Origin of the sequence: Rapidithrix thailandica, assembly GCF_039710355.1 — a bacterium.
Classification (GTDB): domain Bacteria; phylum Bacteroidota; class Bacteroidia; order Cytophagales; family Flammeovirgaceae; genus Rapidithrix; species Rapidithrix thailandica.
In genome coordinates this window covers 190209-207306 of record NZ_JBDKWZ010000007.1, presented here as the reverse complement: position 1 = coordinate 207306, position 17098 = coordinate 190209, and the positions used below count along the sequence as shown (strand labels likewise).

At 41.0% G+C, this 17098-nt stretch carries 18 protein-coding genes; 11 read left to right on the top strand and 7 right to left on the bottom strand.

Going from position 1 to position 17098, the window contains the following annotated elements; genetic code table 11:
- Positions 1-10: 10 nt before the first annotated feature.
- Both AAG747_RS13865 and AAG747_RS13860 read left to right on the top strand, forming a co-directional pair.
- Positions 11-730, top strand: a complete 720-nt coding sequence (locus AAG747_RS13865; protein WP_346821778.1) for a tetratricopeptide repeat protein — start codon at positions 11-13, stop codon at positions 728-730.
- 150 nt (positions 731-880) lie between these two features.
- A complete protein-coding gene (locus AAG747_RS13860) occupies positions 881-1309 on the top strand; it encodes a DUF7832 domain-containing protein (RefSeq protein ID WP_346821777.1) in 429 nt (142 codons plus the stop codon).
- 60 nt (positions 1310-1369) lie between these two features.
- On the opposite strand, the gene AAG747_RS13855 is transcribed toward AAG747_RS13860, so the two are convergent.
- The gene (locus AAG747_RS13855) at positions 1370-2557 is read right to left on the bottom strand and encodes a proline dehydrogenase family protein (protein ID WP_346821776.1); all 1188 of its coding nucleotides are present in this window, start codon (positions 2555-2557) and stop codon (positions 1370-1372) included.
- 340 nt (positions 2558-2897) lie between these two features.
- Between AAG747_RS13855 and AAG747_RS13850 the strand changes: the two genes are divergently transcribed.
- Both AAG747_RS13850 and trxA read left to right on the top strand, forming a co-directional pair.
- Positions 2898-3482: a nitroreductase family protein gene (locus tag AAG747_RS13850; protein WP_346821775.1), complete on the top strand. Its 585-nt coding sequence runs from the start codon at positions 2898-2900 to the stop codon at positions 3480-3482.
- Positions 3483-3629: 147 nt separating this feature from the next.
- Positions 3630-3956 (top strand): thioredoxin, encoded by a 327-nt coding sequence (gene trxA, locus AAG747_RS13845; RefSeq protein ID WP_346821774.1) that lies wholly within the window; start codon positions 3630-3632, stop codon positions 3954-3956.
- A 61-nt stretch (positions 3957-4017) separates the two neighbouring features.
- Here trxA and ffh read toward each other — a convergent pair whose 3' ends face one another.
- Positions 4018-5361, bottom strand: coding sequence for a signal recognition particle protein (ffh, locus tag AAG747_RS13840; RefSeq protein WP_346821773.1), 1344 nt, complete (start codon positions 5359-5361; stop codon positions 4018-4020).
- 272 nt (positions 5362-5633) lie between these two features.
- Here ffh and AAG747_RS13835 point away from each other — a divergent pair, with 272 nt between their 5' ends.
- Both AAG747_RS13835 and AAG747_RS13830 read left to right on the top strand, forming a co-directional pair.
- Complete coding sequence (locus AAG747_RS13835; protein ID WP_346821772.1) at positions 5634-6164, top strand: SRPBCC family protein; 531 nt, start codon at positions 5634-5636, stop codon at positions 6162-6164.
- A gap of 393 nt (positions 6165-6557) precedes the next feature.
- The gene (locus AAG747_RS13830; protein ID WP_346821771.1) at positions 6558-6740 is read left to right on the top strand and encodes a hypothetical protein; all 183 of its coding nucleotides are present in this window, start codon (positions 6558-6560) and stop codon (positions 6738-6740) included.
- Positions 6741-6959: 219 nt separating this feature from the next.
- Here AAG747_RS13830 and AAG747_RS13825 read toward each other — a convergent pair whose 3' ends face one another.
- The 3 genes from AAG747_RS13825 to AAG747_RS13815 form a co-directional block, all read right to left on the bottom strand.
- Positions 6960-7580, bottom strand: coding sequence for a porin family protein (locus tag AAG747_RS13825; RefSeq protein ID WP_346821770.1), 621 nt, complete (start codon positions 7578-7580; stop codon positions 6960-6962).
- Positions 7581-7740: 160 nt separating this feature from the next.
- Positions 7741-9543: a translational GTPase TypA gene (gene typA, locus AAG747_RS13820; RefSeq protein ID WP_346821769.1), complete on the bottom strand. Its 1803-nt coding sequence runs from the start codon at positions 9541-9543 to the stop codon at positions 7741-7743.
- 202 nt (positions 9544-9745) lie between these two features.
- On the bottom strand, positions 9746-10615 hold the full coding sequence (locus tag AAG747_RS13815) for a sigma-70 family RNA polymerase sigma factor (RefSeq protein ID WP_346821768.1): 870 nt from the start codon (positions 10613-10615) through the stop codon (positions 9746-9748).
- A gap of 385 nt (positions 10616-11000) precedes the next feature.
- On the opposite strand from AAG747_RS13815, the gene AAG747_RS13810 reads away from it, so the two are divergent.
- On the top strand, positions 11001-11645 hold the full coding sequence (locus AAG747_RS13810; RefSeq protein ID WP_346821767.1) for an MBL fold metallo-hydrolase: 645 nt from the start codon (positions 11001-11003) through the stop codon (positions 11643-11645).
- 220 nt (positions 11646-11865) lie between these two features.
- Entirely contained in the window at positions 11866-12570 is a 705-nt protein-coding gene (gene pssA / locus AAG747_RS13805) for a CDP-diacylglycerol--serine O-phosphatidyltransferase (protein ID WP_346821766.1), read from the top strand.
- 204 nt (positions 12571-12774) lie between these two features.
- On the opposite strand, the gene AAG747_RS13800 is transcribed toward pssA, so the two are convergent.
- Positions 12775-13641 (bottom strand): coiled-coil domain-containing protein, encoded by an 867-nt coding sequence (locus tag AAG747_RS13800; RefSeq protein ID WP_346821765.1) that lies wholly within the window; start codon positions 13639-13641, stop codon positions 12775-12777.
- A gap of 548 nt (positions 13642-14189) precedes the next feature.
- On the opposite strand from AAG747_RS13800, the gene AAG747_RS13795 reads away from it, so the two are divergent.
- The 3 genes from AAG747_RS13795 (at position 14190) to AAG747_RS13785 (ending at position 16181) form a co-directional block, all read left to right on the top strand.
- Positions 14190-14708, top strand: coding sequence for a hypothetical protein (locus AAG747_RS13795; protein WP_346821764.1), 519 nt, complete (start codon positions 14190-14192; stop codon positions 14706-14708).
- Between the two features lie 131 nt (positions 14709-14839).
- Positions 14840-15766 (top strand): methionyl-tRNA formyltransferase, encoded by a 927-nt coding sequence (fmt, locus tag AAG747_RS13790; protein ID WP_346821763.1) that lies wholly within the window; start codon positions 14840-14842, stop codon positions 15764-15766.
- Between the two features lie 40 nt (positions 15767-15806).
- Positions 15807-16181, top strand: coding sequence for a VOC family protein (locus AAG747_RS13785; RefSeq protein ID WP_346821762.1), 375 nt, complete (start codon positions 15807-15809; stop codon positions 16179-16181).
- A gap of 107 nt (positions 16182-16288) precedes the next feature.
- Here AAG747_RS13785 and AAG747_RS13780 read toward each other — a convergent pair whose 3' ends face one another.
- Positions 16289-16996 (bottom strand): SIR2 family NAD-dependent protein deacylase, encoded by a 708-nt coding sequence (locus tag AAG747_RS13780; RefSeq protein ID WP_346821761.1) that lies wholly within the window; start codon positions 16994-16996, stop codon positions 16289-16291.
- Positions 16997-17098 lie beyond the last annotated feature (102 nt).

The window sequence follows — 17098 nt, the reverse complement described above, 5'->3', positions numbered from 1 at the left end:
GATTATTACCATGAATTATCCAAGAGCTTTGGCTTTTGTACTGGTTTTTACCGGTCAATTTTATTCGTTTGGACAAACAGCCAAAGAAATACCAACCTTGTGCGGAGTGTATACGGCCCAAACGGGCTTGTTTAAAAAACTTGAATTTATCGATACCAAAGAAGTAAAATTGCAAAATCAATACACCCGGGTAAAAGCTCCTTATTGGCTATTGGAAAATACGCTTTACATTGAACTTGCCACCGGAATGTTAAAACTGCATTTGGAAAACGGAGAAACCCTGATCGGTAAGAATGGAATTGTAAGTAACACACGCTTTTCAAAAGCTTCTCAAGAAAAATGCGAAGCACTGGTGTTGAACGAGGAAGAGTATGAAGAACACTTATTAGAGATCACATACTTAAAAGGTGAAATGGCCCAGAAAAGTAACCTTAAAGGATTGGCCACCATGTTCTGGAAAGAGGCTTGTGAAAAAGGACATGCCAAAAGCTGTTATCGCCTAGGGCTTTTGAAGGCACAAGAAGACCGGGAATTGGCAAAGGAAGCTTTTCAAAAAAGCTGTGAAGGAGGCTATGGGGAAGCCTGTGCGGAATTAGCTCGGTTGGAAGAAAAAGCCGGGAATAAAGAGATGGCTCAACAGCTGTATCAAAAAGCATGTGAGTATGGCTATACCGTGGCTTGTATGGTGCAGTACCTGAACTCCACGAAGGAGAGCAATGCGAAAAAGTAAAACTCTGAAGCTCCTCCTTGTATAATGCAGGCTTGCCGAACTTCTTGAATAGTAAATTCAAGAAAATAATGAATTAGCGATAATTATTTATACTAAATCGTACTTTCTTGAGGTTATATTAGGGATTTATAACTATTCAGAATAAAATTCATGCAACAAGTTATTGACGATGTCAGAGAGCATTTCCAAAATAATTTTCCAGAGGAACTGCCTGTAGAAAATGCTTATTTGCCTATTGGTGTTTTTTTAGCTTGGGTAATTGAACAGGAGCTTTACAGTTCGTTTTTTGAAGACGAATTTGAAACACAAATTTTACGTTTCAAACGACACGAAACTTGTTGTGGGATTTTAGCGGAACTTTGGGACGGTTATGTGGCAGAGGAACAGTTAAACGAAGAAGGAAAGAAGTTTGCCCAGTATTATTACGGAAACGGAATTTATTTGAAGGATTTTCAAGAAACGCTTGGCAAAAACCTCCCTTCCATATATTATGTTGCTGACAATTGGCAAAACTATAACCGGATGCGCTGCCGGATTGACGAGCGCTTTTACGACTGGAAATTTATGAGTCAATATTGATCTTATTTTGAATAAATGCTTGATGAAAAAGCTGGCTATCTGACAAGTAGCCGGCTTTTTTTATTCCCCTGTTTTTCTTCGATGAAGTTCTTTTTTGATCAAAAGTAACTCCCGGCTACTTTGGCCTGCCACAGAGGTATTTTCCTGAACCCTCCGGATCAAGTAGGGGATTACTTTTTTGACCGGACCAAAAGGTACATACTTCACCACATTATAACCTGCCTTGGCCAGGTTATAAGAAATATGATCGCCCATGCCGTATAATTGCGCAAAGTATACTTCCGGACTACTAGGGTGAATGCTGTATTGGTTCATGAGTTTTGCCAGGTAATAACTACTGTCTTCGTTATGAGTTCCCGCACAAAGGCTAATGGTTTCTTTATGGCCCACACAATATTTTAAAGCAGCATTAAAAGCTTCGTCACTTTGCTGTTTATCAGGTTGAATAGGGTCCGGATAATTGAGTTTGTTAGCCCTGGCTCTTTCTTTCTCCATATACGCCCCTCTGACCAACTTAACCCCAAAACGGTACCCTTTCTCTTTAGCCCTTTCACAATCTGATTTTAATTGTTCTAGTTTATTGCGCAGATACATTTGGTAGGTGTTGTACACAATAGCGGCATCCTTGTTGTATTTTTCCATCATTTCAAAGGCCAGTTCATCTACCGGTTGTTGATACCAGCTGTCTTCTGCATCAATCAGGATTCTGACTTTACAAGCAGCGGCCGTTTGACAAAGGTTTTCAAACCTCATTTTAAACAGCTTGTAAGCCTCCTGCTCTTTGGCCGTCAATGCATGTCCCTGTTGGAGTTTTTCCAACACATGTACAGGGCCAATCCCTGATACCTTGAACACTGAAAAGGGAATGGATGGGTTTGTAGCTGCTTTTTGGATGGTTTGGAGAAGTTCTTTTTCTGTTTGGTCAAAGCCTTTCTTGCTCTTTTCTCCTTCCACAGAATAATCCAGTATCGTGCGGATATGATAGTTGGCTAAATGCCGGACGGTAGATTCACACTCGCGTATGCTCTCCCCTCCACAAAACTGCTGGAAAAGTGTATTTTCAATTAAGTTTTTTAGAGGCAAATGGAGCTTTAGTATCCATCGTAAAAGTAAGGTTCCCAAGGCTACCAGAAACGTATTATTCAAGTTTGAAAAAAGGAAATAGGCTTGTTTTAGTTCCTTATTGGTCTTTGCTTCAAAAGCCACGCGGGTGTCTTCGAAGGAAAATATACTTACTTTGTTGTCCATGGGTGATTATAGCGAACTGAGATAAACAATGATAGTACTTACTAATAATTGGATGCATGTCATCACAAATTCCTATTATTTTTTACTAAAGTACAATAGTTGTTTTTTTAAGGAGCGCAAAGTTATAATATTAGAACAAAGCTGTCATACAATTTTAAACGGGGATATATAAAAAATTTATGTGGAGTGACAGGAGGCAAACCAACCGGACAGTCGACAGGAATGTAAAGTAGGTTTCTTACTTAAACTTATGTGCACTACCTTTGCGAAAAGGCAGGTGTAGCTTTCCCTCTTGAGGGATTGGTTTACAGGTGCTTAACCAAAGATAGCTAAAACGCATATGGAAACATTTGATATAGAACAAATCAATAAACTGATACAGAGCAGACGCTCTGTATTCCCTAAACAGTACTCTGACCGGAAAGTAGAAAAATATATTATCGACCAATTGTTAGAAAATGCCAATTGGGCTCCAAATCACGGAAAAACCGAGCCTTGGCGATTTTTCGTGTTCACCGGAGCAGCTTTGGAAAAGCTGGGTAAATACCAGGCTGAGGTGTATAAGCAATCCACACCCGTGGAAAACTTTTTGCAAGCAAAATACGAAAAGTTGTTGACAAACCCTTCAAAGGCCTCTCATGTCATTGCCATTGTTATGCAAAGACAAGACAGCGAACGTATTCCTGAAATCGAAGAAATCGAGGCGGTTGCATGTGCCGTACAAAATATGCATTTGACTGCCACAGCTTACGGGGTAGGCGCGTATTGGTCTACAGGTGGGCTCACATATACCGAGCAGGGAAAAGAAATGTTAGGCTTGGGGGAAAAAGATTTATTGTTGGGTTTTTTCTATGTGGGCTATCCCGAAGCGACTATTCCGGAAGGAAAACGCAAGCCTGTAGAAGAAAAAACCACTTGGGTATAAATTCGATACCACTTTATTTAAAGGAAAAGATTCTTTTTTATAGAAAAATGAATTTCCATGTGAACTTTTCTATATTTGATTGTAGTTTATAAGAGAAGTTATAACTGTACAAATTAACATATTTTCATAACTAAATAAGTTCTAAAAATGTCAAAAGCAGTCACTATTACTGATGACAACTTCGAGGAAGTTGTATTGAAATCGGATAAGCCTGTGTTAGTGGATTTCTGGGCAACTTGGTGTGGCCCTTGTTTGATGATGGCTCCGGTAGTAGAGGAATTAGCGGAGGATTTTGACGGTCAGGCGGTGATCGGGAAGTTAGATGTAGATGCTAATCCGCAAAGCTCTGCAAAGTTCGGCATTCGAAGCATTCCTACTATGTTGGTATTTAAGGGAGGCGAAGTAGTTGAGAAGTTAATTGGCGCTTCTTCTAAAGTTGAATTGGAAAAACGTATCCAAGGGCAAATTTCATAGAAAGTCATTTGCCAGTATAAAAAAGAGGTTTTGCTTTCGGGCAAAACCTCTTTTTCGTGTATTATCTTTTTGCTTTCTTCTTCTTTTTCTTTCCAAAGCCCGGCAAACCGCCCATCCCTTGCATCGTATTGATTTTCTTCATGGTTCGCTTCATCTCCTGGAACTGCTTCAGCAAGTTGTTAACTTGTTGTACGGAAGTACCACTACCGGTGGCAATTCTCCGTTTTCTGCTGTTATTGATAATGTCGGGGTTTTCACGTTCTGTAGGGGTCATCGAAGAAATGATTGCCTCTACCGGCTTGAATGCATCATCATCCACATCCACATTTTTGAGCATCTTACCCATGCCCGGTATCATACCCATCAAATCCTTCAGGTTACCCATCTTTTTGATGTGTTGGATTTGAGAGAGTAGGTCATTTAAATCAAACTGGTTTTTACGCAGCTTCTTGTTCAGCCTTTTGGCTTCTTCTTCGTCAAATGCCTGTTGTGCTTTTTCTACCAACGACACCACATCACCCATGCCCAAGATACGCTTGGCCATACGGTCAGGGTGGAATACATCCAAGGTATCCGGTTTTTCACCGGTACTGATAAATTTGATCGGCTTGTTGACAACCGTTTTGATCGATAGAGCCGCACCTCCCCGGGTATCACCGTCTAACTTGGTGAGGACGACCCCGTCAAAATCCAAGCGTTCATTAAAGGTTTTGGCAGTGTTTACCGCATCCTGACCGGTCATGGAGTCCACTACAAACAAGGTTTCCGAAGGCTGTACCGCTTGTTTGACCGCTGAAATCTCCTGCATCATCTGCTCATCCACTGCCAAGCGACCGGCAGTATCTATAATGACGATGCTCTTACCGTTGGCTTTCGCGTATTGAATCCCCTTTTGGGCAATGGAGATGGCGTCTTTGTTTTCCCTTTCGGAAAATACATCCACTCCGATTTGCTCCCCTAAGGTATGCAATTGGTCGATCGCTGCCGGACGGTAGATGTCACAAGCTACCAACAATGCTTGTTTGCCTTGGGCTTTTAAGCGGTTTGCTAACTTGGCAGAGAAGGTGGTTTTACCCGAACCCTGCAAACCGGAGATCAATACTACTGCTGGGGAACCGGTAGGAGTAAATTCCGCCAATTCACCACCCATAAGGCTCACTAGTTTATCATAAACGATTTTGATAAACAGTTCCCCGGGCTTTACTGCGATAAGTACATCTTTCCCTAATGCCTCATCTTTTATTTCATTGGTAATTGACTTGGCAATGTTGTAATTAACATCCGCATCTAAAAGAGCTTTCCGGATTTCCTTAACGGTGTTCGCAACGTTAATTTCGGTGATTCTCCCTTGCCCTTTGAGGGTTTTGAACGCCTGATCTAATTTCGTACTGAGATTATCAAACATAAACCTTATATGTCGATTATAAACTGAAAATTCTTAACAATTTGTAATACAATGGATAATGAGGTTTTCGGCTATGGTGTAAAACCACCCGGCTATTCTTCTTGCTTGTGGTATCCTCATAGGAGCCTGCATCAGGTAAATTTCGGATAAAGACACAGCAATACCATTATACATTGAAAGGGCAAAGGTAATTTAATCTAGGTGATTTCCAATGCAAAATCTACAGGCATTGGGATTTTTAAGCTAGTTTTGCGGAAAATAAAAGACAGAACATGCGGACTTTTCGATTTTTCTCTTTGGGGGTGTTAGCTGCCGTGATACTTTTGGCTTTGGGTGGATATATGTTGCCTGGCACTTATCATGTGAAACAAAGTATCCTTGTGGAGGCAAAGCAAGCTTCGGTTTTTAATATATTAAATTCTTTTGAATACTGGGAGGATTGGGCTTTGGACTTGCATGACTTGCCGAATGCCAATACCTCAATAAGTGGAACGGAAGAAGGCCCGGGGGCCATTTTTACATGGAATTATGACGCATCCAACGGCAGAATGGAGATCGTGGAGTCTAAACCGGATAGCCTGATCCGTTTAAATGTACAAATGCAAGATAACAGTTTGTTTTCCGAAGTACGGTTTACCCTATTACCGACCGAATCAGGTGTATTGGTCACCTGGGAAGAAAGCGGAGATTTGGGCATGAATCCCTTGACCCGTTGGTATGCGATGTTGGCACAATTTGACAAAAGACTGTCAGAAAATTATCAGGCAGCATTGCAAAAGTTGAAAATGCTCTGTGAAAAGTAACCTCATTCCATTTCCGTAAAACTCATCAATAGAGGGCTTGCCAGATGCTAACGAACTGGTAAGCCATTGTTTTTTATATCCAACCTTGTCCGCTTCTTAACATTCAATCAACCCGTAACAAAAAACCGCTTTTTCCAGGTAAATCAGCCATAAATATGAACCGTATTTAAAGCTATTATTAAGTCTGAGCGGAAGTTTTGGAGATATTGATTTATTCCTCTACCTTAGGGGAAACAAATTCTCAATTGTCTGAAATTGAGCAAGAAACACTCTATACTGATTGCTATATATCCTTGTTGGAAGTTACCTTTCCTCTACCGGAATCTGTGTTTTACCGATGGTTCCGGAACAGTACCTCTCGCTGAAATTTTCTTTTACTATTTTTTCAATATCATGGTTTTACAATATGAAATAGATCTGGATGATCTAACACCAAGCCAGCTGTTCGAGCGTATCGAAGAGTTAAGCCAAAAATCCGACTATGATGGTTTGTCTTTTGAAGAGCAAGAAGAGCTCTACGGACTACAGGCCAAAATCAATGATCAAATGGATTATTTTGAAGGAGAATATGAATAAGTCGCTTTAAAGCTCGCAAGGCAAATGCGTTAAGGAAGCTAGCTAAGCCGTCTTATGGTGTGGTCCTCTCTTTTCAGAAAGGAAGAGGAAGGATACGCTTGAGTGGAAGTAATCATAAAGGGGAAAAAGCCAAAGCTTCACTAGCGGTAAGCGTGATTCGGATATAAAAAAACCTGTTTCCTTTCTACGGAAACAGGTTGAGGTTATTTTTGGTCTATTTTAGAAATAGACCCCTAAACTGAGAATCCATTGTTGTGAGCGAGAATCAAATTTTACCTCTTCTCCGGCTAGGCTCATCCCTTCGCCAAATTTGCTCAAATTGGTTTCATAGCGAAAATCAAGTGCGAGCTTTTTGAGAATATCCACGCCCATTCCTCCCTGGAAGCCCCATGTGCCTTCATTGGCGTGAGGCTCTACCATATCGCTGTTGTTCCATTTTTCGTGAATGATCCGGCTGTAAACCGGGCCGGCATTGATACGGGCAGGGCCAAACTTAAAACCCAGTAAAACGGGAATATCCAACCTTTTGTATTTGTATTCCACCTCTGCCAGACTTAATGGAGTAAGGTCGGTTTTGAATTCATTACTTCCGGAGGTCAGCAATAATTCCGGTTGGACATATATGGAAATGACCGGGATTTTTACCCTTGCCATAAGTCCCAAATGATAGCCTAATTGAGCGTCTCCGGCTTCTATCGAACCAATTTTATTCGAATTGACATAATTGCTGATGCGGATATTTGAGGTATTCAGACCGCCTTTGACTCCCATTTTGAAAACTTGTGCCGAGGCAAACTGAAAACATGCCAAACAAAGGATTAGAGTGATTAAGCGCTTCATCGGTTGATCTTATTTTGATTTAGTTTTTTTTAAAATACGGGGATACTCTATTTAGGTTGTATAGAAACTTTATGTCCCCTGGATAGTTGAATAAGTCGGAACAAGAAAAACGCCATACTCAATGAATGAGATGGCGTTTATAAAAAAAATCAGCCTTTTATTAGATTTTTGCCGCTGCTCTTTTGCGTTGGTTTTCGTCCAATATGATTTTCCGTAACCGGATAGTCTGAGGCGTTATTTCTACATATTCATCTTTCTGAATGTATTCCAAGGCTTCTTCCAAAGAGAATACTTTCTTCGGAGCGAGTTTGGCTTCTTTATCAGAACCTGCCGCACGAACGTTGGTTAGTTTTTTACCTTTCTGTACGTTTACGACAATGTCGCTTCCTTTGCTGTGTTCTCCGATTACCTGACCGTTATAAAGAACGTCTCCAGGCTCTACGAAGAAGATACCGCGGTCTTGCAGTTTGTCCAATGCATAAGCAGTACAAGGACCTTGTTCCATAGAGATGATAGAACCACTGGAACGCTCAGGAATTTCACCTTTGTACGGCTCATAACTCTTAAAGCGGTGATTCATTACCGCTTCTCCTCCGGTAGCTGTCAATACGTTGTTTCTCAAGCCAATCAGACCTCTGGAAGGGATTTCAAACTCCAAGTGTACCATATCCCCTTTAGGCTCCATTACTTTCATTTCGCCTTTCCGTTGAGAGACTAATTCGATGGCTTTTCCTGAAACCTCTTCGGGTAAGTCGATGACCAACTGTTCAATCGGCTCACATCTTTGCCCGTCAATTTCCCTGTAAATTACCTGAGGTTGCCCTACTTGTAATTCATACCCTTCTCTCCGCATGGTTTCGATCAATACTGCCAAGTGAAGGATACCCCGGCCAAATACAATAAACTTGTCTTCAGATTCCCCTTCTTGCACTCTTAGAGCAAGGTTTTTCTCTGTTTCTTTGAACAGACGGTCTCTGATATGGCGTGAGGTTACAAATTTTCCTTCTTTTCCGAAGAATGGAGAGTTGTTAATGGTAAACAACATGTTCATCGTAGGCTCATCGATAGCGATACGAGGCATTTCTTCCGGATTTTCAAAGTCGGTCAAGGTGTCTCCGATTTCAAAATCTTCAATACCGGTTACGGCACAAATGTCTCCGGCTTTTACTTCTTCTGCTCTCAGTTTTCCTAAGCCTTCAAATACGTGTAGCTCTTTGATACGGACTTTCTTTACCGTACCATCGCTTTTGCATAAGCCCATAAAGTCCCCTTCCTTTAAGGAGCCTTGGTAGACCCGGCCGATGGCGATACGCCCTACAAATGAAGAGTAATCCAACGAAGTGATTTGGAATTGAGGTATCCCTTCCGGTTGAGGCGCGGCCGGGATTTTTTCCAATATAGTATCTAGTAGAGGCGTGATGGTATCGGTAGGCTGTTTATAATCATGACTCATCCACCCGTTTTTGGAAGAACCGTACAAAGTTTCAAATTCTAACTGTTCTTCTGTTGCTTCCAAATTGAACATTAAATCAAAAACCGCCTCATGAACTTCGTCCGGGCGACAGTTTTCTTTATCTACTTTATTAACCACCACAATGGGTTTTAGTCCCAAAGAGAGGGCTTTACTTAATACAAAGCGTGTTTGAGGCATAGGTCCTTCAAAGGCATCGACTAATAAGATTACCCCGTCTGCCATCTTTAACACTCGCTCTACTTCCCCGCCAAAATCCGCGTGACCAGGGGTATCGATGATGTTAATTTTTACATCTTTGTAGGTTACCGAAACGTTTTTTGATAAGATAGTGATTCCCCGTTCACGTTCCAGGTCGTTGTTATCCAGAATCAATTCATTGATTTGTTGATTACTCCGGAATAACTTCGCCTCATGCAATATTTTGTCAACCAGCGTAGTTTTGCCATGGTCTACATGGGCAATGATAGCTACGTTCCTAATGCTTTTCATATAAGATGATTAATTAAAAGAAGTTGCAAAGATAACTATTTCACTATGAACAATTGGCAAGGACTGATGAACAATTCGAGAATAAGTTCATCAGTGTGTAAAAAAAACGAAAAATGCCTGGTCAGAAGAGTGGAAAAGGAGTACAGAAAAGGCTACTCGCTGGGAGTAGCCTTTATATATGAAGTTGATAAATTTTATTTGACTAGCCTAAGTATTCGGCTAACAATTTGCGCTTGGAGCTGGCTTGTAATTTCTTGATTGCCTTCTCTTTAATCTGGCGAACCCGCTCTCTTGTCAGACCTAATTCCTCTCCAATATTTTCCAAAGACATAGGGTGTTCGTACCCAATTCCAAAAAACATTTTTAAGATTTTCTTTTCGCGCTCTTGTAACGTTGAGAGTACCCGGTCGGTTTCCACACTAAGGGAGTCGTTATGGTCCACTTTTTTGTTGGTTTTTTCGATGCTATGATCAGGCATCACATCGTATAGGGAGTTAGACTCGCCTTCTTGGAAAGGAGCGTCCAAAGACATATGCTTACCACCGGCACTTACTGTGTTGGTGATATCGAATTCATCCATTTCCAGGATTTCAGACAGTTCTTCAGCCGTAGGTTCTCTTTCGTACCTTTGCTCAAGTTCTGCCATGGTTTTATGAATTTTATTCAGCGCTCCGGTACGGTTCATAGGCAAACGTACAATTCTGGATTGCTCTGCAATGGCTTGCATAATGGTTTGCCGGATCCACCATACGGCATAGGAGATAAATTTAAATCCCCGTGTTTCATCAAATTTTTGAGCTGCTTTCACCAATCCCAAATTTCCTTCGTTGATCAGGTCATTTAAAGGAAGGTTTCTGTTTTGATATTGTTTGGCTACTGAAACTACGAACCTTAAGTTAGCATTGACTAATTTTTCTAAAGCTTTACGATCCCCTTGTTTTATTCTTCTGGCTAGTTCCACCTCTTCTTCTGGAGTCAACAACTCTTGCTTACTGATTTCATTGAAATATTTCTCCAGCGTATGACTTTCCCGCCTGTTGGTAATAGATTGAGTGATCTTTAATTGTCTCATAATTTCCTTTTAGATTAGAAACCTTGTTTTCCCGCTACGTTAATGTTGTTTTTTTGACTTGAATTATTTGAAAATATTATTGCCGCAAAAATTATTCTATAATGCCCTTTTCAGAATAAAGAAGAAATTTAAATTGCTTTGTTATTTTAGCTTTTTCGTCCAAAATATCTATATGGTGATAATTGCATAGCAAAGTTCGCCTAAAATTCCATAGGATATAAACTTTAATGTAACGAATGGGAATATTTTAGGAATGAATGGGCAAAAATATCCCCTCTTTTGCATTTAGGCAATTCAAAATGCAATTTCTGATAAGATATTCCTTCATTCGCAATAATTTTACCTCTTCGATTTTTATTGTCTATTAAAATAACCGCATACAGGCATGGTCCAAGTTAAGTATTTTACGTTCAACGCATTTGCTGAAAATACCTATCTTCTTTATGATGAAACAAAGGAATGCGTCCTAATAGATCCGGGTTGTTATGAAAAAGCTGAAAAAGCTGAGCTGGAGGAGTTTATTCGCTCAAACGAATTAAAAGTTGTGAGGTTATTCAATACACATTGTCATATTGACCATGTGCTGGGAAATAAATTTGTAACAGACACCTTTGAGGTAGGGTTGGAAGTGCCCGAGTACGAAGTAGCCGGCTTCAATTCTGTGCCCGTATATGCTCCCGTTTACGGGTTTACACAGTATGCTCCTGCCGAAATAGCTCGAACCATCCAAAAAGACGAAGTGATACGCTTTGGAAATTCGGAATTGAAGGTGCTGTTTGTTCCGGGGCATTCCGAAGGGCATGTGGCATTTTATTGCGAATCGCAGGGCTTTTGTATCAACGGGGATGTATTGTTTCAGGGAAGCATTGGCCGGACCGATTTGCCCGGGGGGGACTTTACTACCCTGATTCAAAGTATCAAAAACGTGATGTTTGAGTTACCGGAAGAGACGGTGGTATACTGTGGACACGGGCCCAGTACCACCATAGGCTTTGAAAAACAACACAATCCCTTCCTAAACGCGGAGTAACCCGAAAGGCTTTTACAAACCATGAATTCATCTGGCCGATTTCATGGTTTGCTAATAAATTGTACAAAAAACCTGTTTTGTCCAAAGTCAAAAAACTGTCTTGGGACAAGCGAAGTCAAAGAGGTCATTGTTCCTTTCTCTTCGCCTAGATATTCGTAGATTACAGAAAATGCAATTCATTCAATGTGCTTTCACCAAGCATGAATTTCAAACTAACTTTATGAAAAAACATATTCCTAATTTGTTCACTTGTGGGAACTTGACTTGTGGCTGTATCGGTATCGATTTGTGTTTTCAGGGCAACTTAACCATGGCCGCCTATATGATGTTATTTGCCGGCATTTTTGATTTTTTTGATGGCTTTGTAGCAAGACTATTAAAAGTGAGTTCTCCTATGGGCAAGGAGTTGGATTCTTTGGCAGATATGGTAACTTTCGGGGTGCTGCCTGGTTTTATCATGATGAAGTTTTTGTATAACGGCCCCATGGACAACCCCTTGGCGTATGCTGCCTATGTAGCTTTGTTGATTCCTGTTTTCTCTGCTCTCCGTTTGGCAAAGTTCAATATTGATACCCGGCAATCAGAACAGTTTATTGGGGTGCCTACTCCTGCTAATGCCTTTCTGATCGGGTTTATTCCATTGATGGCGGCCGAATTCCCACAGTATGCCCACCTCTTACAACAAGAGTGGTTACTTATAAGTATTATAGTAGTAATGTCCTTACTCTTGGTGGCCGAACTGCCAATGCTCAGTTTAAAATTCAAAAGCTTTGCCTTTGCAAGTAATATGTGGCGTTATTTATTGATCCTTGGAGCAGTAGGGTTAGTGGCTCTGTTGGGCTTTGCAGCGATTCCATTAGTGATATTTTACTATATAATCTTGTCGGTTACGTACAATATCTTGGGAAAAGGGCCAACAAATTAACGGAAGCATAGAATTATATTCATTATTCAACTTAGCAAATTGCAGGTTTTGCGCCTGCATCTTGTTAAGGTAGGCAAAAAGCATCCCGGGACGGGGCTTTGTAGACAAACCGGCAGAAGGGAAAACTCTCTGCCGGTTTGTCTAACTGAGTCAAACAGCGGAATAGTATATCATTCACTGCAGCTCGGATAAATGTATAGTGTGTTATGGTTTTTGGGATTTAACATTTTGTAACTTTCCCTCTACACTTTTTACAACTGCTTTCTGCTCTTCTACTTTTTGGAGTTTCTCATCTATCCGGGATTGAGTATGTTCAATATCTCTTTCCATTTGCCGGTTTTCGGCTTCCAGTTTGTATACTTTTTTATGGAGTTTTTTCGCTTCCTTATCCAATTCCTTTTTCGTTTTTTTGTCAATAGGGCTTAAACTTCTGCTTCTGAGTTCCCCGTCTTGCGTTTGAACAAACCCTTGCCCTGCTTTCAAGCGGTTTTGGTCAATTTCATGTTGTAAAGTCTCAATTTCATGTTTGTTAAGCTTAATGGTTTTGTACATTTTCTCTTTGTCTTTGATCATTCTATTGTGTTCTTTTTCCAAAGAGGAAAGCTTGTCCTCTTCCATATTCAATTCCTCTTGGATTACCTCTACATAGATGGTAAACCCGAACTCCTGTAAGAGTTTAACCGCTTTTTTACTGTTGGCCGGATCACTGGCAGAGGATAAAAAACCTTCGGAGGTTTCAAAAAACACAATCAGACGGGTACCTTGGTCAAAGGGCTCAATGCGGTTGTAAATATTCAAACTGTCTGTTTTTAAACCGGCAAGATGGGCATCACGGAGTGAAAATTCTTTACCACTGTTTTCTATTTTGGATTTTGTGCCCTTCCGGATCAGTTTTATCCACTCCTTTTCTACAATATCCTGCTTGGCCTGTGGAATGTCCACCATATAAGCATTTTGCTTCCCTTTACTGCACTGTGCTTCTTGTTCTTTTACGGTGAAAGGGAGGTTTTCTGCAAGCGTTATTTGTGATAAACCGAAACAAACCAATAAAGTAATAATACATTTTTTCATAGTGCTGAATTTGTTAGATTAGTAAAAAAAGTAAATTTTAGAGAAGGATTATAAGGTGGGTAATTACTTGATATTCAGTTGGTAGTTATCCCTTTTGTTTAAAAGGATTTTGATAGATTAACAATTTATTTCAAAAGATAGTTAGTTGCCCCAAAGCTAGTGGACGGGCAATGTATTGAAAGAATTACTTAAGACTTATTAGTAAATTCTATGGCCGGATGCCTTTTCTTAGTTGCTTCATTTGTAATGTGACTGTCAATAACAATGAGTGAAAATGCACTTTTGCTAAAAACTCCGAATGAAGCAATCACACTTCCTTTTTTTAGAATGAAACATGCTTGTATGTAGTCTGTGAGACATTTGTAATACCGGCCGGTTTTTTAATTTGTAGAATTATCGGGTTTTATCTTATTATAAAGACAAATGATGGAGCGCTTTAGGCAAAATAGAACAACTGTCTTGGCCGGTGGGGCGATGGGAAGTGGCCGGGCAATGAGTAAAGAAACTAAAATCCATCTTACACAAACGATATTAAACATTACTAAACCATGACACTCCAACAAGTATCTCTGGAACTCTTTGAACAGCTTTCTTCCTTACTTCGACAACTAAGGGAACCGGAGTTTACCCGCAGTTTAGCCGTGCTGAATGGCAATACCATTGGCAAGCATTTCAGACATATCCTCGAATTTTATGAAACCATGCTAGCCGGGAAAGAAGGAGAGGTGATTTGCTACGACCAGCGAAAACACGATCAACTTCTGGAAGAAAGCCATGCTTTAGCTTTAAGAAAACTCAAGGAGGTATCCGAGTTGGTCCGGCAAAAAGAATGCGATTATCCCTTGCAACTCAACGCTTGTTATTCTACGGTGCCTTCTTCGGAGCAGGTGCTTATTTCTACCTCATATTACCGGGAGTTGATGTATAATATTGAACATGCCATCCACCATATGGCCATTATCCGGATTGCTTTACAAACTGCATTTCCTCAAATAGAGATAGAGGCAGGGTTTGGGGTTGCCCGTTCCACATTGCGCTACCAACAGCAAATTAAGGTAAGTAATTAGTTGACAGCGTTTGCAGAAGCAGGTATCAGCAACATGCTTTGAGAAGTCAGGGAAAAAGATTTGAAAGAAGGGAAGGATATGCTGCCGGGAATCCCCTGTACTTGTTAATTTTGTTTGAAAAACGAAGCCTTATGGAGAAAAGAAACCTGCGAATCATTTTTATGGGAACTCCGGAGTTTGCCGTTCCCAGTCTGGAAGTATTGGTCAAAAACAAATTTGATGTGGTGGCAGTGATCACCGCACCGGATAAGCCGGCCGGGAGAGGCCTGAAGGTACAAACTTCACCGGTGAAAGATTTTGCCGTTGCGCAAAATATCCCTGTTTTACAACCCAAAAACCTCAAAGACCCTGCATTCATTGAAGAGTTAAAGTCCTATCAGGCCAACCTGCAAGTGGTGGTGGCTTTCCGTATGTTGCCGGAAGCAGTGTGGGATATGCCGGAGTACGGTACGTTTAATTTGCACGCATCTTTGTTGCCTCAATATCGCGGAGCCGCGCCAATCCATTGGGCAATTATCAATGGGGAAAAAGAAACCGGGGTAACCACTTTCTTTCTCCAACATGCCATTGATACCGGGGATGTGATATTACAAGATAAAGAACCTATTCACAGCACGGATACTGTGGGAGAATTGTACGGGCGTTTGATGGAAAAAGGCGGACAGTTAGTGTTGAAAACGGTACAAAAAATCGAAGCCAATGACTATCAATTGAGTCCTCAGATGAGCCGAGGAGAATTGAAGAAAGCTCCTAAGATTTTTAAGGAGACCTGTGAAATAGATTTTGGGAAAACTTCTCAAGAAGTATATGATTTCATCCGGGGGTTATCCCCATACCCGGCCGCCTGGATGACCTTAGAAGGTAAACAATGTAAAGTTTTTAACGCTTCGATCGTAAACGAGCCGGTCCATGCGGAAGTGGGCAAAGCCTATGCTACGGATCATAAACATTATTTGTATTTTAAAACGAAAGATGGCTTTGTGAGTATAGAGGAAATCCAAAAAGCAGGGAAAAAACGCATGCATATTGAGGAGTTTTTAAGAGGGGCAAAGTTGTAATAACCGGATGATTTTAAGGTAAAATTCAGATATATTATTTATGAAAGTAATAGAACTCAATCACGTAGCGATACATGTAGAGGATGTGGAGAAGAGTGTGGCATTTTATAGAGATGTACTAGGGCTTCGTCCGAAAGCACGCCCTGCATTTGACTTTCCCGGGGCCTGGTTTTACTTGGGAGAAGATCATGAGTTACATATCATCGGTATCCGCAGTAAAGAAGTACCGGTGGCATCGGCACCTAGGGGAGCACATTTTGCCCTGCAAGTAGACTCCGTTGATTCCTTTGCAGCGAAATTTCAAGAATTAGCAGTAGTTCACAGACCTATTAAAAACCGTCCGGACGGAGCAAAACAATTGTTTTTGGCGGACCCGGATGGCTACTATATCGAGCTGACCGAATATTCCAGTTAGAATGCGAACCGCACTTGAAACCTATTTCCTCCGGAGCCTGTAATCCGTCATTACAGGCTTGTTTTTATATTCCTTAGAAACCTTCTTTGGTCAAATAACCGTATGCTCTAAGCATTGATGACATATTTTTCAATCAATTCGTCTTTGACTTTGCGCAAGCCCAAGCTGGCTTTTTGTTCGATAAAAAACAAATTAGGCCGGTTGTTGACATTGGGAATGTCCGGGTCCACGATGTATTTGGCCACACTCCCCTCTACATAATCTAACAAGCTGGCAGCCGGGTATACCACTAGCGAAGTGCCTACTACCAAAAAGATATCGGCTGTCAGGGTGATTTCCGTGGCTTTTTCCATCATGGGAACAGCCTCACCAAACCATACGATATGAGGCCTGAGTTGGGAGCCTCTTTCACATTTGTCTCCGATTTTTAATTCCCAGCCATCGATCAAGTAAACCAGATTTTCATCCAGTGTACTACGGGATTTGGTAATCTCTCCATGCAGATGAAGCACGTCCGAAGAGCCTGCCCGTTCGTGCAAGTTGTCGATATTTTGGGTGATCACCGTTACATCGAAGTATTTTTCCAATTCGGCTATTACTTTATGGCCCCGGTTCGGTTTGGCCGTGAGGGCTTGTTTTCTTCGGTCATTGTAAAATTGTTGCACCAGGGCAGGATTGCGTTTCCAGGCCTCAAAGGTGGCCACTTCCTCTACTCTATACCCTGACCATAGGCCGTCTGAAGCTCTGAAGGTAGGAATACCGCTTTCGGCACTGATGCCTGCGCCCGTTAATACAACCACTTTTTTCCTTTTCATAATCTTTTTCTATTATTGGTTCTGCATTGAGCAGTTTGTTAAGTGATACACTAATTTACCAGTGTGGAGACTTTGTGTTTACTCAAGCGCTTCAATCTGTAA